At 68.0% G+C, this 15410-nt stretch carries 14 protein-coding genes; 10 read left to right on the forward strand and 4 right to left on the reverse strand.

Going from position 1 to position 15410, the window contains the following annotated elements; translation table 11 throughout:
* Positions 1-1014 carry a patatin-like phospholipase family protein gene (locus tag AC1DYK_RS00870; protein ID WP_478164538.1) on the reverse strand — a complete coding sequence of 338 codons (1014 nt, stop codon included), beginning with the start codon at positions 1012-1014 and terminating at the stop codon, positions 1-3.
* 191 nt (positions 1015-1205) lie between these two features.
* The gene (locus AC1DYK_RS00875; RefSeq protein ID WP_478164539.1) at positions 1206-2102 is read right to left on the reverse strand and encodes a transglutaminase family protein; all 897 of its coding nucleotides are present in this window, start codon (positions 2100-2102) and stop codon (positions 1206-1208) included.
* A 113-nt stretch (positions 2103-2215) separates the two neighbouring features.
* Between AC1DYK_RS00875 and AC1DYK_RS00880 the strand changes: the two genes are divergently transcribed.
* Complete coding sequence (locus tag AC1DYK_RS00880) at positions 2216-5458, forward strand: hypothetical protein (RefSeq protein WP_478164540.1); 3243 nt, start codon at positions 2216-2218, stop codon at positions 5456-5458.
* On the opposite strand, the gene mnmC is transcribed toward AC1DYK_RS00880, so the two are convergent.
* Positions 5434-7308 carry a bifunctional tRNA (5-methylaminomethyl-2-thiouridine)(34)-methyltransferase MnmC2/FAD-dependent 5-carboxymethylaminomethyl-2-thiouridine(34) oxidoreductase MnmC1 gene (gene mnmC / locus AC1DYK_RS00885; RefSeq protein WP_478164541.1) on the reverse strand — a complete coding sequence of 625 codons (1875 nt, stop codon included), beginning with the start codon at positions 7306-7308 and terminating at the stop codon, positions 5434-5436. The two genes, AC1DYK_RS00880 and mnmC, sit on opposite strands and share 25 nt — an antisense overlap.
* A gap of 21 nt (positions 7309-7329) precedes the next feature.
* A complete protein-coding gene (locus AC1DYK_RS00890; protein ID WP_478156751.1) occupies positions 7330-7605 on the reverse strand; it encodes an oxidative damage protection protein in 276 nt (91 codons plus the stop codon).
* Between the two features lie 128 nt (positions 7606-7733).
* Between AC1DYK_RS00890 and AC1DYK_RS00895 the strand changes: the two genes are divergently transcribed.
* The 9 genes from AC1DYK_RS00895 to AC1DYK_RS00935 all read left to right on the forward strand — a co-directional run bounded on the left by AC1DYK_RS00895 (position 7734) and on the right by AC1DYK_RS00935 (position 15409).
* Positions 7734-8762, forward strand: a complete 1029-nt coding sequence (locus tag AC1DYK_RS00895; protein ID WP_478164542.1) for a sulfate ABC transporter substrate-binding protein — start codon at positions 7734-7736, stop codon at positions 8760-8762.
* Between the two features lie 18 nt (positions 8763-8780).
* Positions 8781-9365, forward strand: a complete 585-nt coding sequence (gene ssuE / locus AC1DYK_RS00900) for an NADPH-dependent FMN reductase (protein ID WP_478164543.1) — start codon at positions 8781-8783, stop codon at positions 9363-9365.
* Between the two features lie 99 nt (positions 9366-9464).
* A complete protein-coding gene (locus tag AC1DYK_RS00905; protein ID WP_478164544.1) occupies positions 9465-9605 on the forward strand; it encodes a hypothetical protein in 141 nt (46 codons plus the stop codon).
* Between the two features lie 28 nt (positions 9606-9633).
* Complete coding sequence (locus AC1DYK_RS00910; protein WP_478164545.1) at positions 9634-10590, forward strand: sulfonate ABC transporter substrate-binding protein; 957 nt, start codon at positions 9634-9636, stop codon at positions 10588-10590.
* A 76-nt stretch (positions 10591-10666) separates the two neighbouring features.
* Positions 10667-11836 carry an FMNH2-dependent alkanesulfonate monooxygenase gene (gene ssuD / locus AC1DYK_RS00915; protein WP_478164546.1) on the forward strand — a complete coding sequence of 390 codons (1170 nt, stop codon included), beginning with the start codon at positions 10667-10669 and terminating at the stop codon, positions 11834-11836.
* Positions 11837-11845: 9 nt separating this feature from the next.
* A complete protein-coding gene (gene ssuC / locus AC1DYK_RS00920; RefSeq protein WP_478164547.1) occupies positions 11846-12679 on the forward strand; it encodes an aliphatic sulfonate ABC transporter permease SsuC in 834 nt (277 codons plus the stop codon).
* A complete protein-coding gene (locus tag AC1DYK_RS00925) occupies positions 12676-13506 on the forward strand; it encodes an ATP-binding cassette domain-containing protein (RefSeq protein WP_478164548.1) in 831 nt (276 codons plus the stop codon). The genes ssuC and AC1DYK_RS00925 overlap by 4 nt, the downstream gene beginning before the upstream one ends.
* 37 nt (positions 13507-13543) lie before the next feature.
* Positions 13544-13759 (forward strand): TOBE domain-containing protein, encoded by a 216-nt coding sequence (locus AC1DYK_RS00930; RefSeq protein WP_028250350.1) that lies wholly within the window; start codon positions 13544-13546, stop codon positions 13757-13759.
* 210 nt (positions 13760-13969) lie between these two features.
* Positions 13970-15409 (forward strand): amino acid permease, encoded by a 1440-nt coding sequence (locus AC1DYK_RS00935; protein WP_478164657.1) that lies wholly within the window; start codon positions 13970-13972, stop codon positions 15407-15409.
* The last annotated feature ends 1 nt before the right edge of the window (position 15410 follow it).

Here is a 15410-nt window from a genome sequence, read left to right on the forward strand (position 1 = left end):
TCAGACTCCTTCGAGCAGAGCGTCGAGATCGAGCGTCGAGCGCTTCCCGATGTCGCCCTTGTGTGCGTCGATGAACGCCTGCGCCGACCGTCGACCTTCGTCGCGCAGCTTGCACAGGAAGGGCCACTCCGAAATCATCTTCGACGAGGCGCCAAGTTCGAGCATCGCGTCGGTGGCGACGCGGTGGATGCGCATGCGGGCCCAGGCCGCGCCTTCGCCCTTGCCCGGGTCCGCCACCTGGCGCAGCAGGGCGATCATGCGCAGTTCCTTCAAGAGAGGGGAGTTGAACGACAGCTCGTTGAGCCGGTCGTTGATCTCGCTCGCGCTGCGCGGCACGCCCGCCCGCTCGATCGGGTTGATCTGGACCAGGATCGTGTCGCTCGCCTGGCATTCGCGGATCAGCGGCGTCATCGTCGGATTGCCCGAGTAGCCGCCGTCCCAGTAAGGGTCGCCATCGATCTCGACCGCGTGGAACATCGTCGGCAGGCAGGCCGACGCCATCAGCACCTCGGGCGTCATTTCGGCATTGCGGAACACCCGGCCGCGGCCGGTGCGCACATTGGTCGCGGTGACGAAAAGCTTGATCGGCGAGGCCGCGAGGCGGTCGAAGTCGATCAGCTCGGCCAGGATGCCGCGCAGCGGATTCATGCCACGCGGATTCAGGTCGTAGGGCGACCACAGGCGCGTCGCCAGCTCGGCGGCCATGAAGGCCGGCGAGTTCTCGAGGCTCCAGGTGCCGGTGATCATGTCGATCCAGCCCCGCTTGAATGGGCTGTACTTGGCCGCATCGGCAACGCCGCGCCAGAACTTGTCAAGCGATTCACGGGCGCCCTCGGCGCCGCCCGCCGCATGGCCGGACACCAGTGCGGCGGCATTCATCGCGCCCGCCGAGGTGCCCGAGATGCCGTCGAGACGCACCGATGGCTCCTCCAGCATGCGATCGAGAACGCCCCACGTGAATGCACCGTGTGAACCGCCACCCTGCAAGGCAAGGTCAATGGGAACGATCTTCAATGGGCCCTCCTCAGGCGTTGTGGCGCACGGGACGTGCGGTTTTTGTTGGCTGGGGTGGATCCTAATTCCGAATCCGGCGGCCCGGCCCGCCCACGGCAACGCAATTCGCGTGCCGGCAACTTCATGAAAGCTTCATGCGACCGACACGCGAATGTCATGAGGCGCCTGCAAGCGACGCTTCCTGCGGGGGCTCAGCTCGTCACTCGCCGCACCACCACGCTCGCCTCCAGCCCCTCATAGGCCTCGGCGTCGCCGTACCAGCTGCCCGAGATCGGCGCCGCCAGGGCCGGGTCGCGGGCGACGCCGACGCGAATCAACTGGGTGCTCCCCATGAGATTGTTGGTGGGATCGAAGGCGATCCAGCCGGCGCCCGGCAGGTAGGCGTGCAGCCACGCATGCGTGCTGCCGGAACCGGTGACTGCCTGTCCCGGCTCCGCTTCGCCGGTGTCGAGTGCCGCGTCGTAGAGATAGCCCGACACGAAGCGTGTCGCGACGCCCAGGCGGCGCGCGGCCTCCATCATCAGGAGCGCGTAGTCGCGGCAGCTGCCGCTGCCCAGCGCCAGTGTCTGCAGCGGTGTCTGCGTGCCTTCCTCGTCGCGCGCGACATAGCCCAGGCTCTGGCCGATGTGCGCGTTCATGCGCGTCAGCACCTCGCGCGTGCTGTTGGGCTGGTCGGTATGGAGGAACTGGTGCGCCCAGCGGATCAGCGTGCCGTCGGGGTCGTCGTGGTGCGGTCGCAGGTAGTGCTCGAGATCGAGTCGGTCCTGTAGCGAATAGGCAAAGGGCAGCAGTTCCGCCGAAGGCTCCAGCGCCAGTTCATCCAGCCGCGCGGGCACGTGCTCGATGGTGAAGGAGCAGACGATGCGCAGCTCGGTCGCCTCGCCCATCGGCTGCACCAGCGCCACCGAGTTGGAATGCGGGTCCTGGATCATCCGCACGTAGGCCTTGGGGCTGACTTCCAGGTCGGTCGCGAGCACCCGCAGGTCGTGGCTGTCGCGCGGCCTGAACATCACGCGATGCAGCCCGAAGGTGACGGGCGTCCGGTAGCGGTAGACGGTGGTGTGGGTGATGTTGTACTGGATGACCATGGGACATTGTGGCCGCGCCGGCGTTTTCGTTCCATTTGGGGATGCGTCGGACCGGGACCAGGGTGTGAAATGAGCAGGCCTGCCGCATCCCGGGCAGCGAGACAGGGGGCCGCATGGACAAGGAGTCGAAATCCGGCGCCGGAGGGCTCTCCGGAAACGGCCTGATCGCCGTGTTGCTGCTGGCCACCGGTGCACTGTTCGTGCGCGAGATCCCGCTGGAGACCCATCGCCCGCCGGCGGGCGATCAGCGGATGGAACAGCACTTCTCGCTGCAGGACATCGATGCGCGCCTGTGGCAGGACCCCTTCGGCGCCGTTGCCAAGGGGCGGGCCGAGGCCCGCAAGAAGATGCCGCCCAAGACGGCCGAAGACGAAGCGCAGCAGCGCAGCGCGGAGAAACTGGCCGAGGCCGTCCGGGGCCGCGAGGGCGTGGAGATCCTCGCCGTCATGCTCGGCGGCGGTCCGTACTCGGACAGCGTGGAAAGTCGTCGCCGTACGCGCTATGCCGTGCTGGCCGGCCTCAACGTCAGCGGCTATGCGCCCGTGGACAACGAGCATCTGGGCTACTTCATACCGCCGCCCGCGAGTTCGGCGATGACCCGCCTGCAGGAGGCTGTGCCCTACGAGTGGTTCGAGCCCGCCGCCGACATGCGCCCGCGCGAGGGCGACCGGCCCCGCCCGGCCGTGCTCGTGATGTGGCTGCAGAGCGAGGCCTTCGCCGACCATCCGCTGCAACGCATGAAGGACCTGACCCGCGCGTTCGAGCCGGCGCGGGTGAACTGGCGGGTGCTCGGCCCGTGGGGGTCGGACGGCCTCAAGGCGATGGTCGAGGAGACGGTGGCGCGGGACTTCCAGCCCGCATCGTTCGGATTGAAGCGGGTCAGCTACTACTCGCACTACGCGACGGTGCCCGACGGCACGTTGCTGGAGAACAAGGCCGACGACGACGGCCAATCGAACCTGTCCGACTTCCTGGCGGCCAAGGGCGTGTCGCTGGTCAGGACCATCGGCAGCGACCAGCAACTGGTCTCCAGCCTGGTCGGCGAGCTGGTGCGCCGCGGCCTGGTCGCGCGCCCGCTGGAAGCCAACGAGGGCGCCGAGATCGCGGGCGGCTACGCGGCCACCTGCCGTCCCCAGGGCGATGCGCAGCCGGGCTCGCCGAGCCACATCGCGGTGGTCGCCGAATGGGACACGCTGTACGGTCGCAGTCTTCGGCGCGCCTTCATGGCGAAGAAGGGCGAGCCGGGCTTCTGCGTCGACCGCTTCAACTACGTGCGCGGGCTCGATGGCCAGTTGCCTGCCGCCGGCGGCACCGACAGCGCCGCGGGTGCCGGCGACAACGGCAAGCCGGCGCCGAACGACAAGGATGCGGCCCGCCGCAAGGACGGCACCTTCGTCGAGCGCGCCGAAGGCCAGAGCCAGTTCGACTACCTGCGCCGGCTGGCCGTGCAGATGCATGCGCAGGACCGGAGGGTGCGAAAGTCCAGTCCCGACGGACGCGGCCTGCGCGCGATCGGGGTGCTTGGCAATGACGTGCACGACAAGCTGCTGGTGCTGCAGGCCCTGCAGCCCGAGTTTCCCAACGCGATCTTCTTCACCACCGATCTCGACGCCCGCTTCCTGCATCCGCGCGAACAGGCCTGGAGCCGGAACCTGATCGTCGTATCGAACTTCGGACTCAGTCTCGACAGCCGGCTGCAGGGCGGTGCACCGCCGTTTCGCGACAGCTACCAGACCTCGGCCTTCTTCTCGACACGCATCGCGATGGACGATGCGCAGCGTGCCGGCTTCTCGGCGGCGCACGACGACGGCGCCCGCCGATCGGTGACCCAGGCGGACATCAGGAGCAGCTGGTTCGACACACCACGCATCTTCGAGATCGGGCGAACCATGGCCTTCGACTTCAGCGACGGCGAGGCCCAGGTCAAGCCGTGCAGGGAGCGGGACTGGATGAGTTGCGAGCACATCCATCCACCGGGCTCGCCGCGCTATCCGGAGCCTCGCCGAGCGATGCTGGCGCTGATCCTGAGCGCGGCGCTGCTGGCGCTGTGGGCACCCGCGCTGTGGCTCAGCCGCGCGGCGCGGCGCGCACTGGCGGGCTTCGTCGCCGGCGCCGCGGGTCCGCCCGGGCGGCTGCTGCGGTACGGTGCGCTCGCCCTGGCACTGGGGCTGCTGCAGTTCGCGCTGCCCTGGTGGTTGGCGTCGCAGTGGCTGCCCTTCGCCGACTGGCTGACGCGCGACGGCAAGCCGCTGGTGGCTTTCGAGGGCATCAGCCTCTGGCCCACCGAAGGCATCCGCCTGTTCGCGCTGCTGCTGTGTCTCTACCTGCTGCTGCGCGGCTGGACCATGCTGGACCGCAATCTCGACGAGATCAGCGGCCAGTTTCGCCTGGGCCCGACGCGACGCGAGCTGGTGGCCGAGCAGCGCGCGGTCGATGCCGGCTTGCCCTGGTGGGAGCGGCTGCTGTGCATGTTCTGGCTCGAGTTCGTGCCCCGATCGGCGCCGCAGACCCTGCCGGGCTTTGGGATGCCGGCGGTGGCGCTCGACTTCTGGAAGCGGCACATCGTGCAGAACCGCCTGAGCGCGCGGCTGGTGCGGACCACGGTTTTCGTCGCGCTGATGCTGGGCCTGAGCTGGCTGCTGATGCAGGCCCTCGGCGAAGACCTGTTCGTGCCGCAGCGCGGCGAGCTCTCGCGCCAGGTGCACAGGGCGCTGCTGGTCCCGGCCGTGGTGGCGATGTACTACCTGGAGTTCTTCGTGGTCGACGCCACCACGCTGTGTGTCGGCTTCGTCACCGGCCTGCGCCAGCAGGCAGCCAACTGGCCGACTTCCACCAAGGAAGCCTTCCAGCGCCGACTCGGCATTCCCAGCGAGTTCCTCGACAGCTGGATCGACCTTCGGTTCATTGCGCTGCGCACGCGTTGCGTCACCCGCCTGATCTACTTCCCGTTCATCGTTCTGTCGCTGCTGCTGTTGTCGCGCAGTGCCGCCTTCGACGACTGGTTCATGCCGACCAGCACCATCGTGCTGGCCGCCGCGGGTGCGGCGATCGCGGTGGGCTGTGCGCTGGCGCTGAGGCTGGGGGCCGAGGCCTCGCGCCGCAGCGCGCTCGACCAGATCCGGGATGCGCTGATGCGGGCCCATGCCGGCCGCGCCGACCTCGTTTCGAGCACGTCGCCGGCTGCCGATGAACCGACGGTCGAGCAGCTCAAGCTGCTTCAGGCGCGGGTGGAGGGGCTCCAGGAAGGCGCCTTCGCGCCGTTCTGGCAACAGCCGCTGCTGAAGGCCGTGCTGCTGCCTTTCGCGACGCTGGGCGGCTCGACCCTGCTCGACTACATGGCGCTGGCCAACCTCTGATCGACCGCTCGCACGCTGTCCAGCGCCTGCGCCAGCTTGAGCGGCAGCGGCAATGGCTCGCCGTGCCAGCGCGCGGCAAGCAGCTCGGCGCACAGCGCCGCGAAGCTGAGTCCGCGCGAGCCGAGGGCGGTGCAGAGCCAGATGCCGTCGGCCAGTTCGGGCGACAGCGGGCCCACCAGCGGCCGTCGATCCGCCGAGGCGCAGCGCACGCCGGTCCAGGCCTGGGTGGCGCCGTCCGCGAATGCGCGATCGAGCTGCGCCGCGGCCTCGGGCAGCAGCCGCGCCAGCCGCTCGCGATTGAAGGCGGTGTCGGCGGCGCGCGGCGAGGCATCGATGCTGTCGCGGTCGAAGGTGGCGCCTGCGCACCACAGGGCGCCCCCGGCCCCGGGCACGCCCGCGATCAGGTGGCCGTCGCCGTTCACCGGCGCGTCGGGCAGGCGCAGGTCGCCCGTCATGCGGCCCCACTCGACCTGGCCGCGCACGGGTTGCAGGGGATAGTCGGGCGCCAGCGCGCGGCTCTCGAAGCCGGCCGCGATGACGACCCGGTCGGCCTCGGCCAGCAGTTTGCCGCTCGCGTCACGCAGGGCCCATTGCGGGCGGTCGGTGCCGATGCGCTCGATCCGTGCCACGCGACAGCCGGTCTGCACGCGGATGCCGGGCCGGGCGAGCCAGGTCTCGACCAGCCGCGCCGGCCGGACCCAGCCGGCGCGCGCATGCCAGAGGGCCGCGGAACCGGCCGGCAGGCCTGACGCGCGAAGCCGGTCCGCACCGGCATGCCACGACTCGTTGGGCCCTTCGGCGGACCAGCCGGCCGGCAGGCGATCGTCGCCGGCGGCCCGCCGCTCGAGCACGCCGCTCGCGCGCCAGTCCGAGCCTTCCACCAGCCACTGCGCCAACTGCTGCCAGGTGGCGCGAATGCCGGCGCGCGTCAGGCGCGAGAGCAGAGCGTCGTCGGGCGAGACATGCGGCGCCAGCAACCCGGCCGGCAGGCTGGATGCGCCGGCCGCCGGATGATCGGCTGCTTCGAGCACCTGCACCTCCCAGCCCCGGCGCGCCAGGCTGGCCGAGACCGCCGCGCCGGCCAGGCCGGCGCCGATGACCGCGCAACGGCCAGCCGTCGCCGGCTGGGTCGGTCCGGGCCCGCGCTGCCGGATTTGCCAGGCCGGCTCGAACACGCCTTGCAGGCGGTCCCGCTTGGGCGGCAGGCCGGGCGCCTTGGTGAGCTGGAAGCCGTTTTGCGCCAGCGTGTCGCAGACCGCGCGCGCAATCGTCCAGGTGGCGAGCCGCGTGCCGCGCCGGGCGAAGCGCGACACCGCCTTGAGCGTGTCGGCCGACCACATGGCCGGATTGCGCTGGGGATTGAAGCCGTCCAGGAAGATGCTGTCGGCCTCGAAACGCTGGGCCCGCAGCATGGGCTGGACGTCGCCGATGCACAGCGTCAGCAGCACCTGTCCTTCGTCGAACGACAGGCGGTGGAAGCCGGGCAGCAGGCCGTGCCACTGCGCCGCCAGCGACTCGGCCAGGGGAAGAAGCTCCGGGTAGGCGGTGGCGGCGCGCAGCAGATCGTCGCGCGAGACCGGGAAGGCCTCGATCGAGACGAAGTGCAGCAGGCGCGGGCGCTCGGGATCCTCGCGCCAGGCCTGCCAGCTGGTCAGGAAGCTGAGTCCGAAACCGAATCCGGTTTCGAGAATCCGCCATTGCGGCTGGCGGGCCCAGGCCGCGGGCAGGCCGCATCCGCCCAGGAACACCTGCCGGGCCTGCGCCGGTGCGCCGCTTTCGGAGTGGTAGATGTCGTCGAATCGCGCGCTGCGCGGATTGCCGTCGGCGCGCCAATCGACGGGCTCGGCCATGGGGACGGAAACCCGAAAGGCTCAGGCGGCGGGCGGCGGCACGTAGCCCTGCGCGACGTCGGCGCCTTCACCGAAGAAGTGCTTTTCCATCTGCCGCGCCAGGTACTGGCGGGCGCGCGCATCGGCCAGGTTCAGGCGGTTCTCGTTGACCAGCATGGTCTGCTGCTTGAGCCAGGCGGCCCAGGCCTCCTTGCTGACGTTTTCCCACAGTCGCTTGCCGAGCTCGCCGGGGTAGGGCGGGAAGTCGAGGCCTTCGGCCTCTTTGCCGAGCTTGATGCACTGGACCATACGTGCCATTTTGGATGCCTTTGTGGATGTCTTAGTTGATTTCGTTATTTGGAACTGAGAACTCGGTCGTTCTCGATTCCATATGCCGTATCCAGAATACGTGGCTTCAGCTTTATGCCATTTACGAGCACAAGACCATGCGCCTTCGCCGCGACTTTATCAAGCTTTCCCTCGGCGCCGCCGCTGCCGCCAGCATCGCCCTGACGGCAATGCCGTCGTTCGCGCAGGGCGTGACACTCCTCAACGTCTCCTACGACCCGACCCGCGAGCTCTACGTCGACTACAACCAGGCCTTCGCCAAGTACTGGAAGGCCAAGACCGGCCAGGACGTCACGGTCAAGCAGTCGCACGGCGGCTCCGGCAAGCAGGCGCGCTCGATCATCGACGGCATCGACGCCGATGTCGCCACGCTGGCCCTGGCCGGCGACACCGACGCGCTGGTCACGCACGGCGGCCTGGTCAAGCCCGACTGGCAGAAACGCCTGCCGCACAACTCGGCGCCCTACACCTCGACCATCGTCTTCCTTGTGAAGAAGGGCAACCCCAAGGGCCTGAAGGACTGGGACGACCTGGCCAAGGCGGGCGTGCAGGTGATCACGCCGAACCCGAAGACCTCGGGCGGCGCGCGCTGGAACTACCTGGCAGCGTGGGAATTCGCCAAGCGCAAGTACGGCAGCGAGGCCAAGGCCAAGGAGTTCGTCGGCAGCCTCTACAAGAACGTGCCGGTGCTCGACACCGGCGCGCGCGGCTCGACCATCACCTTCGTGCAGCGCGGCGTCGGCGACGTGCTGCTCGCGTGGGAGAACGAGGCCTTCCTGGCGCTGAAGGAATTCGGCCGCGACAAGTTCGACATCGTCGTGCCTTCGATCAGCATCCTGGCCGAACCCACCGTGACCGTGGTCGACAAGGTGGTCGACAAGAAGGGCACGCGCGCCGTGGCCGAGGAATACCTCAAGTACCTCTATTCGGACGAGGGCCAGGATGTGGCGGGCCGCAACTACTACCGCCCGACCTCCGACAAGGCGAAGGCCAAGTACGCGACGCAGTTCCCGAAGCTCACGCTGTTCACGATCGACGAGGCCTTCGGCGGCTGGGCCAAGGCCGACAAGGCGCACTTCGCCGACGGCGGGTCCTTCGACCAGATCTACCTGAGCAAGCAGAAGTAACGCACGCGCAAGGCCACGATGTCCGTTCTCCTGATTGCCGGCAGTCCCTCAGCGCCCTCGCGTTCGGCGGTGCTGCTCGATGCGGTGGCCGCGCGGCTCGCCGAGCGGCATGTGCCGGTCGAGCGGCTCGCGATCCGCGAACTCGCGGCGCATGCCCTGCTGCTCGGCGAGGCCTCGCACCCGTCGGTGCAGCATGCGGTCGACCAGCTGCGACGCGCCGATGTGGTCGTGATCGCGACGCCGGTCTACAAGGCGGCCTACAGCGGCGTGCTCAAGGTCTTCCTCGACCTGCTGCCGCAGACCGCGCTGAAGGGAAAGACCGTGCTGCCGCTGGCCACCGGCGGCAGTCCGCATCACATGCTGGCGCTCGACTATGCGCTGCGCCCGGTGCTGCAGTCGCTGGCGGCACGGCACATCCTTCCGGGCGTCTATGCGACCGACGGCCAGGTGACGCTGCAGCCCGAGGGCGCCTACCAGCTGCAGGCCGAGCTCGCGCAGCGCCTCGACGACGCGGTCGAGACGCTGGCGAGCGAGGGGCTCAGGCTGCCGCCGGCCTGGGGCTTCGAGGCGATCGACTTCGCGCGCGTGCGATGTAGCGTCTGACGCGCCTGGCGTCCTGCGCGGCGCCCCTTCACCCAGAACCCCGTCCCGAACGAACTCGCCGCCCAGCGGCGCGGGACTTCCTTTGCCTGAAAGAAGCACATGCCGCCCGTTTTCACCGACGACATCCAGGATTCGCGCCCGCTGCGCTGGATCCTGGCCGACCTCGCGATCAGCCTGCTGGTGGTGGCCGCGGTCGCGCTGATCACCGGCTTCCTCGCGACCACGGCTGCTCCCCTGTAACTCCTGCCCTCCGAACGAAAGCATCACCATGACCTCGCATTCATCGATCCGCCGACGACTGATCCAGGGCGCAGCCGCAGCCGCTGCGCTGCCGGCGTTCGCCGCCTTCGCCCAGGCTCCCGCGCGCACGCTGCGCATCGGCAACCAGAAGGGCAACCTGAGCCTGCTCAAGGGCCGCGGCACGCTCGAGAAACGCCTCGCGCCCTTGGGCGTCAGCATCAAGTGGACCGAGTTCACCGCGGGGCCGGTGCAGCTCGAAGCGCTGAATGTCGGCTCGATCGACTTCGGCGATGTCGGCGAGGCGCCGCCGATCTTCGCGCAGGCCGCGGGCGCCCCGCTGGCCTATGTGGCGGCGACCGTGCCGCGTCCGCAATCCGAAGCGGTGATCGTGCCGAAGGCCTCGACCCTCCAGTCGGTCAAGGACCTCAAGGGCCGGAAGGTCGCGCTCAACAAGGGCAGCAATGTCCACTACTTCCTGGTCAAGCTGCTCGAGAAGCACGGCCTCGCCTATGGCGACGTCAACGTCGTCTTCCTGCCGCCGGCCGATGCACGCGCGGCCTTCGAGAAAGGCTCGATCGACGCCTGGGTGATCTGGGATCCGTTCCTCGCGGCGGCGCAGAAGACGCTCGACGCCAGGCTGCTCGCGGACGCGGCCGGCGTGGTGGGCAACCGGGCCTTCTACTTCTCGTCGCTCGACTATGCCGGCAGGAACACCGACGTGATCAAGATCCTGATCGAGGAGCTCGACAAGGTCGACCAGTGGGCCCAGGCCAACAAGGGTGCCTTCGCGGCCGAACTCGCGGCGCTGTGGGGCCTGCCGCAACCGGTGGTCGAGCTCTCGGTGTCGCGCACCCGGTTCGGCACCGGCCCGATCACCAGGGCGATCCTGGCCGAGCAGCAGCAGATCGCCGACACCTTCCTCGCGCTCGGGCTGATCCCCAAGAAGATCAACCTGCTCGACGCCGCGGCCGCGGGCACGTCCTGAGACCTTGCGGGACAGACCAAGAAACTGCGCAGCAGTTTTTGCTCTGTCCTCAACTGACTAAGACTTGAGAATTCCCATGCAAATCTTCTGGTTCCTGCCCACCCACGGCGACAGCCGCTACCTCGGCACCACCGAGGGCGCGCGCGCGGTCGACCTGGACTACCTGCAGCAGATCGCCGGCGCGGCCGACTCGCTCGGCTATGAAGGCGTGCTGATTCCGACCGGCCGCTCGTGCGAAGACCCCTGGGTCATCGCCTCGAGCCTGATCGGTGCGACCCGGCGGCTCAAGTTCCTGGTCGCGGTGCGGCCCGGGCTGCATCAGCCGGGCCTGGCCGCGCGCATGGCCGCGAGCTTCGACCGGCTGTCGGGCGGGCGCCTGCTGGTGAACCTCGTGACCGGTGGCGACCAGGCCGAACTCGAGGGCGACGGCGTGTTCCTCGGCCATGCCGAACGCTACGCGCAGTCGGCCGAGTTCATCCGCATCTGGCGCGAGATCATCACGCGCAGCCATGACAGCCAGAGCTTCGACTACGACGGCGAGCACCTGCGCGTGAAGGGCGCCAAGCTGCTGTTCCCGCCGGTCCAGAAGCCTCATCCGCCGGTATGGTTCGGCGGCTCGTCGGCTGCGGCGCACGACCTGGCGGCCGAGCAGGTCGATGCCTACCTCACATGGGGCGAACCGCCGGCCGAGGTGGCGAAGAAGATCGCCGACGTGCGAGAGCGCGCCCATCGCAAGGAGAGGGCGGTGAAGTTCGGCATCCGCCTGCATGTGATCGTGCGCGAGACCGAGGACGAAGCCTGGCGGGCCGCCGAATCGCTGATCAGCCGGGTCGACGACCAGACTGTGATCCGCGCCCAGGCCGCCTTCGCGCGCATGGATTCCGAAGGCCAGCGCCGGATGGCCGCGCTGCACGCCGGCGGCGCCCGGCGCACCCGTGCGGAGCTCGAGATCAGCCCCAACCTGTGGGCCGGCGTCGGGCTGGTGCGCGGCGGCGCAGGCACCGCGCTGGTGGGCGATCCGAAGACCGTCGCGGCGCGCATCGAGGAATACGCAGCGCTCGGGATCGACCACTTCATCCTCTCGGGCTACCCGCATCTGGAGGAGTCCTATCGCTTCGCCGAGCTGGTGTTCCCGCTGCTGCCGCGCAAGCACCGCCCGGGCCTGCCGGGCCCGGGGCCGGGCGGGCCATTCGGCGAAGTGGTCGCCAATCTCGATGCGCCTTCGCGGCTCGTCTCCCAGAGCTGAAGGACACGCATGAATCAACAAGTACAGGCCTTGCCCGTGGCCGCGCCCTCGCTGGATGCCGTCAGGGGCTTCGCCATCGGCGTCGCCCGGCGGTTGGTCCCGTGGCTGGTGCCCGTCGCGCTGGTCGTCGCGTGGCAGGCTGCGTCGTCGCTCGGCTGGCTCTCCACCCGCGTGCTGCCGGCGCCCATCGACGTGGTCAAGGCCGCGTGGCGGCTCACGGCCTCGGGCGAACTCTGGACCCACGTCAAGGTGAGCGCGGCACGGGCGCTGATCGGGCTGGTGATCGGCGGCGGACTCGGGCTCGCGCTGGGCCTCCTGACCGGTTCGGTGAGATTCGCCGAGACGCTGCTCGACTCGACCCTGCAGATGGTGCGCAACATTCCGGCGCTGGCGCTGATCCCGCTGGTGATCCTGTGGTTCGGCATCGACGAATCGGCCAAACTGTTCCTGATCGCGGTGTCGGTGTTCTTCCCGGTCTACCTCAACACCTTCCACGGCATCCGCAATGTCGATCCGCACCTGATCGAGATGGGCCGCACCTACGGCCTCACGCGCTGGCAGCTCTACCGGGAAGTGATCCTGCCGGGCGCGATGTCCTCGATCCTGGTCGGTCTGCGCTTCTCGCTGGGCCTCATGTGGGTGATCCTTATCGTGGCCGAGACCATCTCGGCGCAGTCGGGCATCGGCTACCTCACGATGAATGCGCGGGAGTTCCTGCAGACCGACATCGTGCTGGTGGGCATCCTGCTGTACGCGCTGCTCGGCAAGCTGGCCGACCTGTTCGCACGCGGTCTTGAACGCTGGTGGCTGCGTTGGCATCCGGCCTACGGAGTGAATAAATGAGTGCGCTGCTTCAGCAAACACACGCCGGCGATGCAGGCGGTGTCCGCCTCGACATCAGATCCTTGAGCAAACGCTACGGCGAGCGCGAGGTGCTGCGCAACACGCAGCTGGCCATCGAACCCGGCCAGTTCATCGCGATCGTGGGCCGCAGCGGCTGCGGCAAGAGCACCTTGCTGCGCCTGGTGGCCGGTCTCGAAGAGGCCACGGCAGGTTCGCTGCAGGTCGACGGCCAGGCCATCGACGGCCTGCACGACGACACGCGGATCATGTTCCAGGAAGCGCGCCTGCTGCCGTGGCGGCGCGTGCTCGACAACGTCACGCTGGGCCTGCCCGAGGCGGGCCGGGCGCGCGGCGAGGAGGTGCTGGCGCAGGTGGGCCTGGCCGAGCGCCGCGGCGAGTGGCCGGCACGTCTGTCGGGCGGCCAGCGCCAGCGGGTCGCGCTGGCCCGGGCGCTGGTGCACCAGCCGCGGCTGCTGCTGCTCGACGAGCCGCTGGGTGCGCTCGACGCGCTCACCCGCATCGAGATGCATCGCCTGATCGAGCGCCTGTGGCTGCGCCACCGCTTCACCGCGCTGCTGGTCACGCACGACGTGCAGGAAGCGGTGGCGCTGGCCGATCGCGTGATCCTGATCGAGGACGGCCGCATCGCGCTCGATGAACACATCGCGCTGGCACGGCCACGGTCGCAGGGCGATCCGGCCTTCGCGGCGATCGAGAAGCGGATCCTCGACCGCGTGCTGCAGAAGCCTGACGAAGGCGAAGCCGAACCCGCCAACGACACCCGTTGGGCCGACGGACCTGCGCACGTGCTGCGCTGGGCCGTCTGACCCCGTTGTTTTCCCCATCAACCCGAAGGAGTTTTCCATGTCCATCCAGGCCATCAATGTGCGCAACCAGTTCAAGGGCAAAGTTCGCGAGATCATTCGCGGCGATGTCGTCTCCGAAGTCGACGTCGAAACCGCGTGGGGCATCGTGACCTCGGTGATCACCACGCGGTCCGTCGACGAGCTGCAACTCAAGCCCGGCTCCGACGTCGTCGCGCTGGTGAAGTCGACCGAGGTGTCGATCGCCAAGCTCTGAGCCCCGGTCCACGAAGGCAACGCGCAGGAGGAGAGTCTCGTTCGGATTCTTCTTCCGGGTTAACCTGTATATACATGTATATCCATTGAAATGAAACTCGGCGCAGCCGTTGCGCCCCCCGCACCCGGCGTTCTGTCCACTTCGAATCGAAAGGAAGCCTATGCGCACTGTCTGATCCGCACTGTGAGTCAACAAAGGGAGAAACAAAAAATGAGAGCTACACAAGACAAAGAGTTGAAGCAGGGGCTGAATCGCCGCCACATCCTGTTCATCGCGCTGGGTTCGGCCATCGGCACAGGGCTTTTCTACGGCTCTGCCAAAGCGATTCAACTGGCGGGGCCTTCGGTCATCTTCGCCTACCTGCTGGCCGGCGCCGCGGTCTTCATCGTGATGCGGGCACTGGGAGAGATGATCCTCCACAAGCCGCTTCCCGGGTCCTTCGGCGGCTATGCCAGCCACTACATGAGCCCGCTCGCGGGCTTCCTGACCGGCTGGACCTACATCATCGAGATGGTGCTGGTCTGCATCGCGGACGTGATTGCGTTCTCGATCTACATGGGGCTCTGGTTTCCGGACGTTCCGCCGTGGATATGGTCGCTCGGCATCACACTGATCATTGCCGGCCTGAACCTTTGTGCGGTGAAGATGTTCGGCGAGATGGAGTTCTGGTTGTCGCTGATCAAGGTTGTCGCGATCTGCTCGATGATCGTTGGCGGGGCCTGGATCATCTTTTTCGGTTTCACCTCGACGGATTCCGATGGCACTGCGGTCCGGAATGCGGCCACGGGCATCTCGAACCTGTGGTCGCACGGCGGCTGGTTCCCGAATGGCTTGTTCGGATTCGTCTCGGCGTTCGCTGTGGTGATGTTCGCCTTCGGCGGCATCGAGATCATCGGCCTGACCGCCGCCGAGGCACAGGCGCCGGAAAAGACCATCCCCCGTGCGATCAACAGCGTTCCATCGCGGATCCTGATCTTCTACGTGGGCACGATGTTCGTCCTGATGTCGATCTACCCATGGAACGAGATCACCGGTGCGAGCAGCCCGCTGGTACAGATCTTCGGCAGCATCGGCGTCTCTTCGGCCGCCCATATCCTGAACGTGGTGGTGATCACCGCCGCGGTATCGGCGATCAACAGCGATCTGTTCGGCGCCGCCCGAATGATGTATGGCCTGGCCAAGCACAAGCATGCGCCCGACGCGCTTGGCACCGTTTCACGGACCGGTGTGCCCGTCATCCCCGTGATCGTGATGCTCGCGACCCTGCTGCTCGGTGTGGTGCTGCACAGGCTCTATCCTGAAGGACTGTTCTTCATCGTCGCCGCCATGGCGACTTTCGCCACGGTCTGGGTGTGGCTGATGATCCTGTTGTCGCACTACTGCATGCGCAGGAAAATGTCGAAGGAGGAAGTGAAGGGGCTCGAGTTCCCGGTGCCATGGTGGCCCGTCGCGCCGGTGACTGCCATTGGCTTCCTGGTCGGCACCATTGTCCTGCTCGGTGTCAACGAAGCCTCCCGGCCAGCGCTATACGGTGGGGTCGTGTGGATCGCCCTGATGTCGATCGTTTACTGGAAGTTCGTCAGGGGGAAAGAGATTCCTCTCACCACATTGGCAGAAATCGATGGGCCCAGAGTGAGGAAGCAGTTCTGAC

Source organism: Variovorax sp. P2_H12 (assembly GCF_056403395.1).

Excerpts from the sequence above, each read along its gene's own strand:
- AC1DYK_RS00875 (WP_478164539.1), bottom strand. The coding sequence starts at position 2,102 with ATGGTCATCCAGTACAACATCACCCACACCACCGTCTACCGCTACCGG.
- AC1DYK_RS00880 (WP_478164540.1), top strand. The coding sequence starts at position 2,216 with ATGGACAAGGAGTCGAAATCCGGCGCCGGAGGGCTCTCCGGAAACGGC.
- mnmC (WP_478164541.1), bottom strand. The coding sequence starts at position 7,308 with ATGGCCGAGCCCGTCGATTGGCGCGCCGACGGCAATCCGCGCAGCGCG.
- AC1DYK_RS00890 (WP_478156751.1), bottom strand. The coding sequence starts at position 7,605 with ATGGCACGTATGGTCCAGTGCATCAAGCTCGGCAAAGAGGCCGAAGGC.
- AC1DYK_RS00895 (WP_478164542.1), top strand. The coding sequence starts at position 7,734 with ATGCGCCTTCGCCGCGACTTTATCAAGCTTTCCCTCGGCGCCGCCGCT.
- ssuE (WP_478164543.1), top strand. The coding sequence starts at position 8,781 with ATGTCCGTTCTCCTGATTGCCGGCAGTCCCTCAGCGCCCTCGCGTTCG.
- AC1DYK_RS00905 (WP_478164544.1), top strand. The coding sequence starts at position 9,465 with ATGCCGCCCGTTTTCACCGACGACATCCAGGATTCGCGCCCGCTGCGC.
- AC1DYK_RS00910 (WP_478164545.1), top strand. The coding sequence starts at position 9,634 with ATGACCTCGCATTCATCGATCCGCCGACGACTGATCCAGGGCGCAGCC.
- ssuD (WP_478164546.1), top strand. The coding sequence starts at position 10,667 with ATGCAAATCTTCTGGTTCCTGCCCACCCACGGCGACAGCCGCTACCTC.
- ssuC (WP_478164547.1), top strand. The coding sequence starts at position 11,846 with ATGAATCAACAAGTACAGGCCTTGCCCGTGGCCGCGCCCTCGCTGGAT.
- AC1DYK_RS00925 (WP_478164548.1), top strand. The coding sequence starts at position 12,676 with ATGAGTGCGCTGCTTCAGCAAACACACGCCGGCGATGCAGGCGGTGTC.
- AC1DYK_RS00930 (WP_028250350.1), top strand. The coding sequence starts at position 13,544 with ATGTCCATCCAGGCCATCAATGTGCGCAACCAGTTCAAGGGCAAAGTT.
- AC1DYK_RS00935 (WP_478164657.1), top strand. The coding sequence starts at position 13,970 with ATGAGAGCTACACAAGACAAAGAGTTGAAGCAGGGGCTGAATCGCCGC.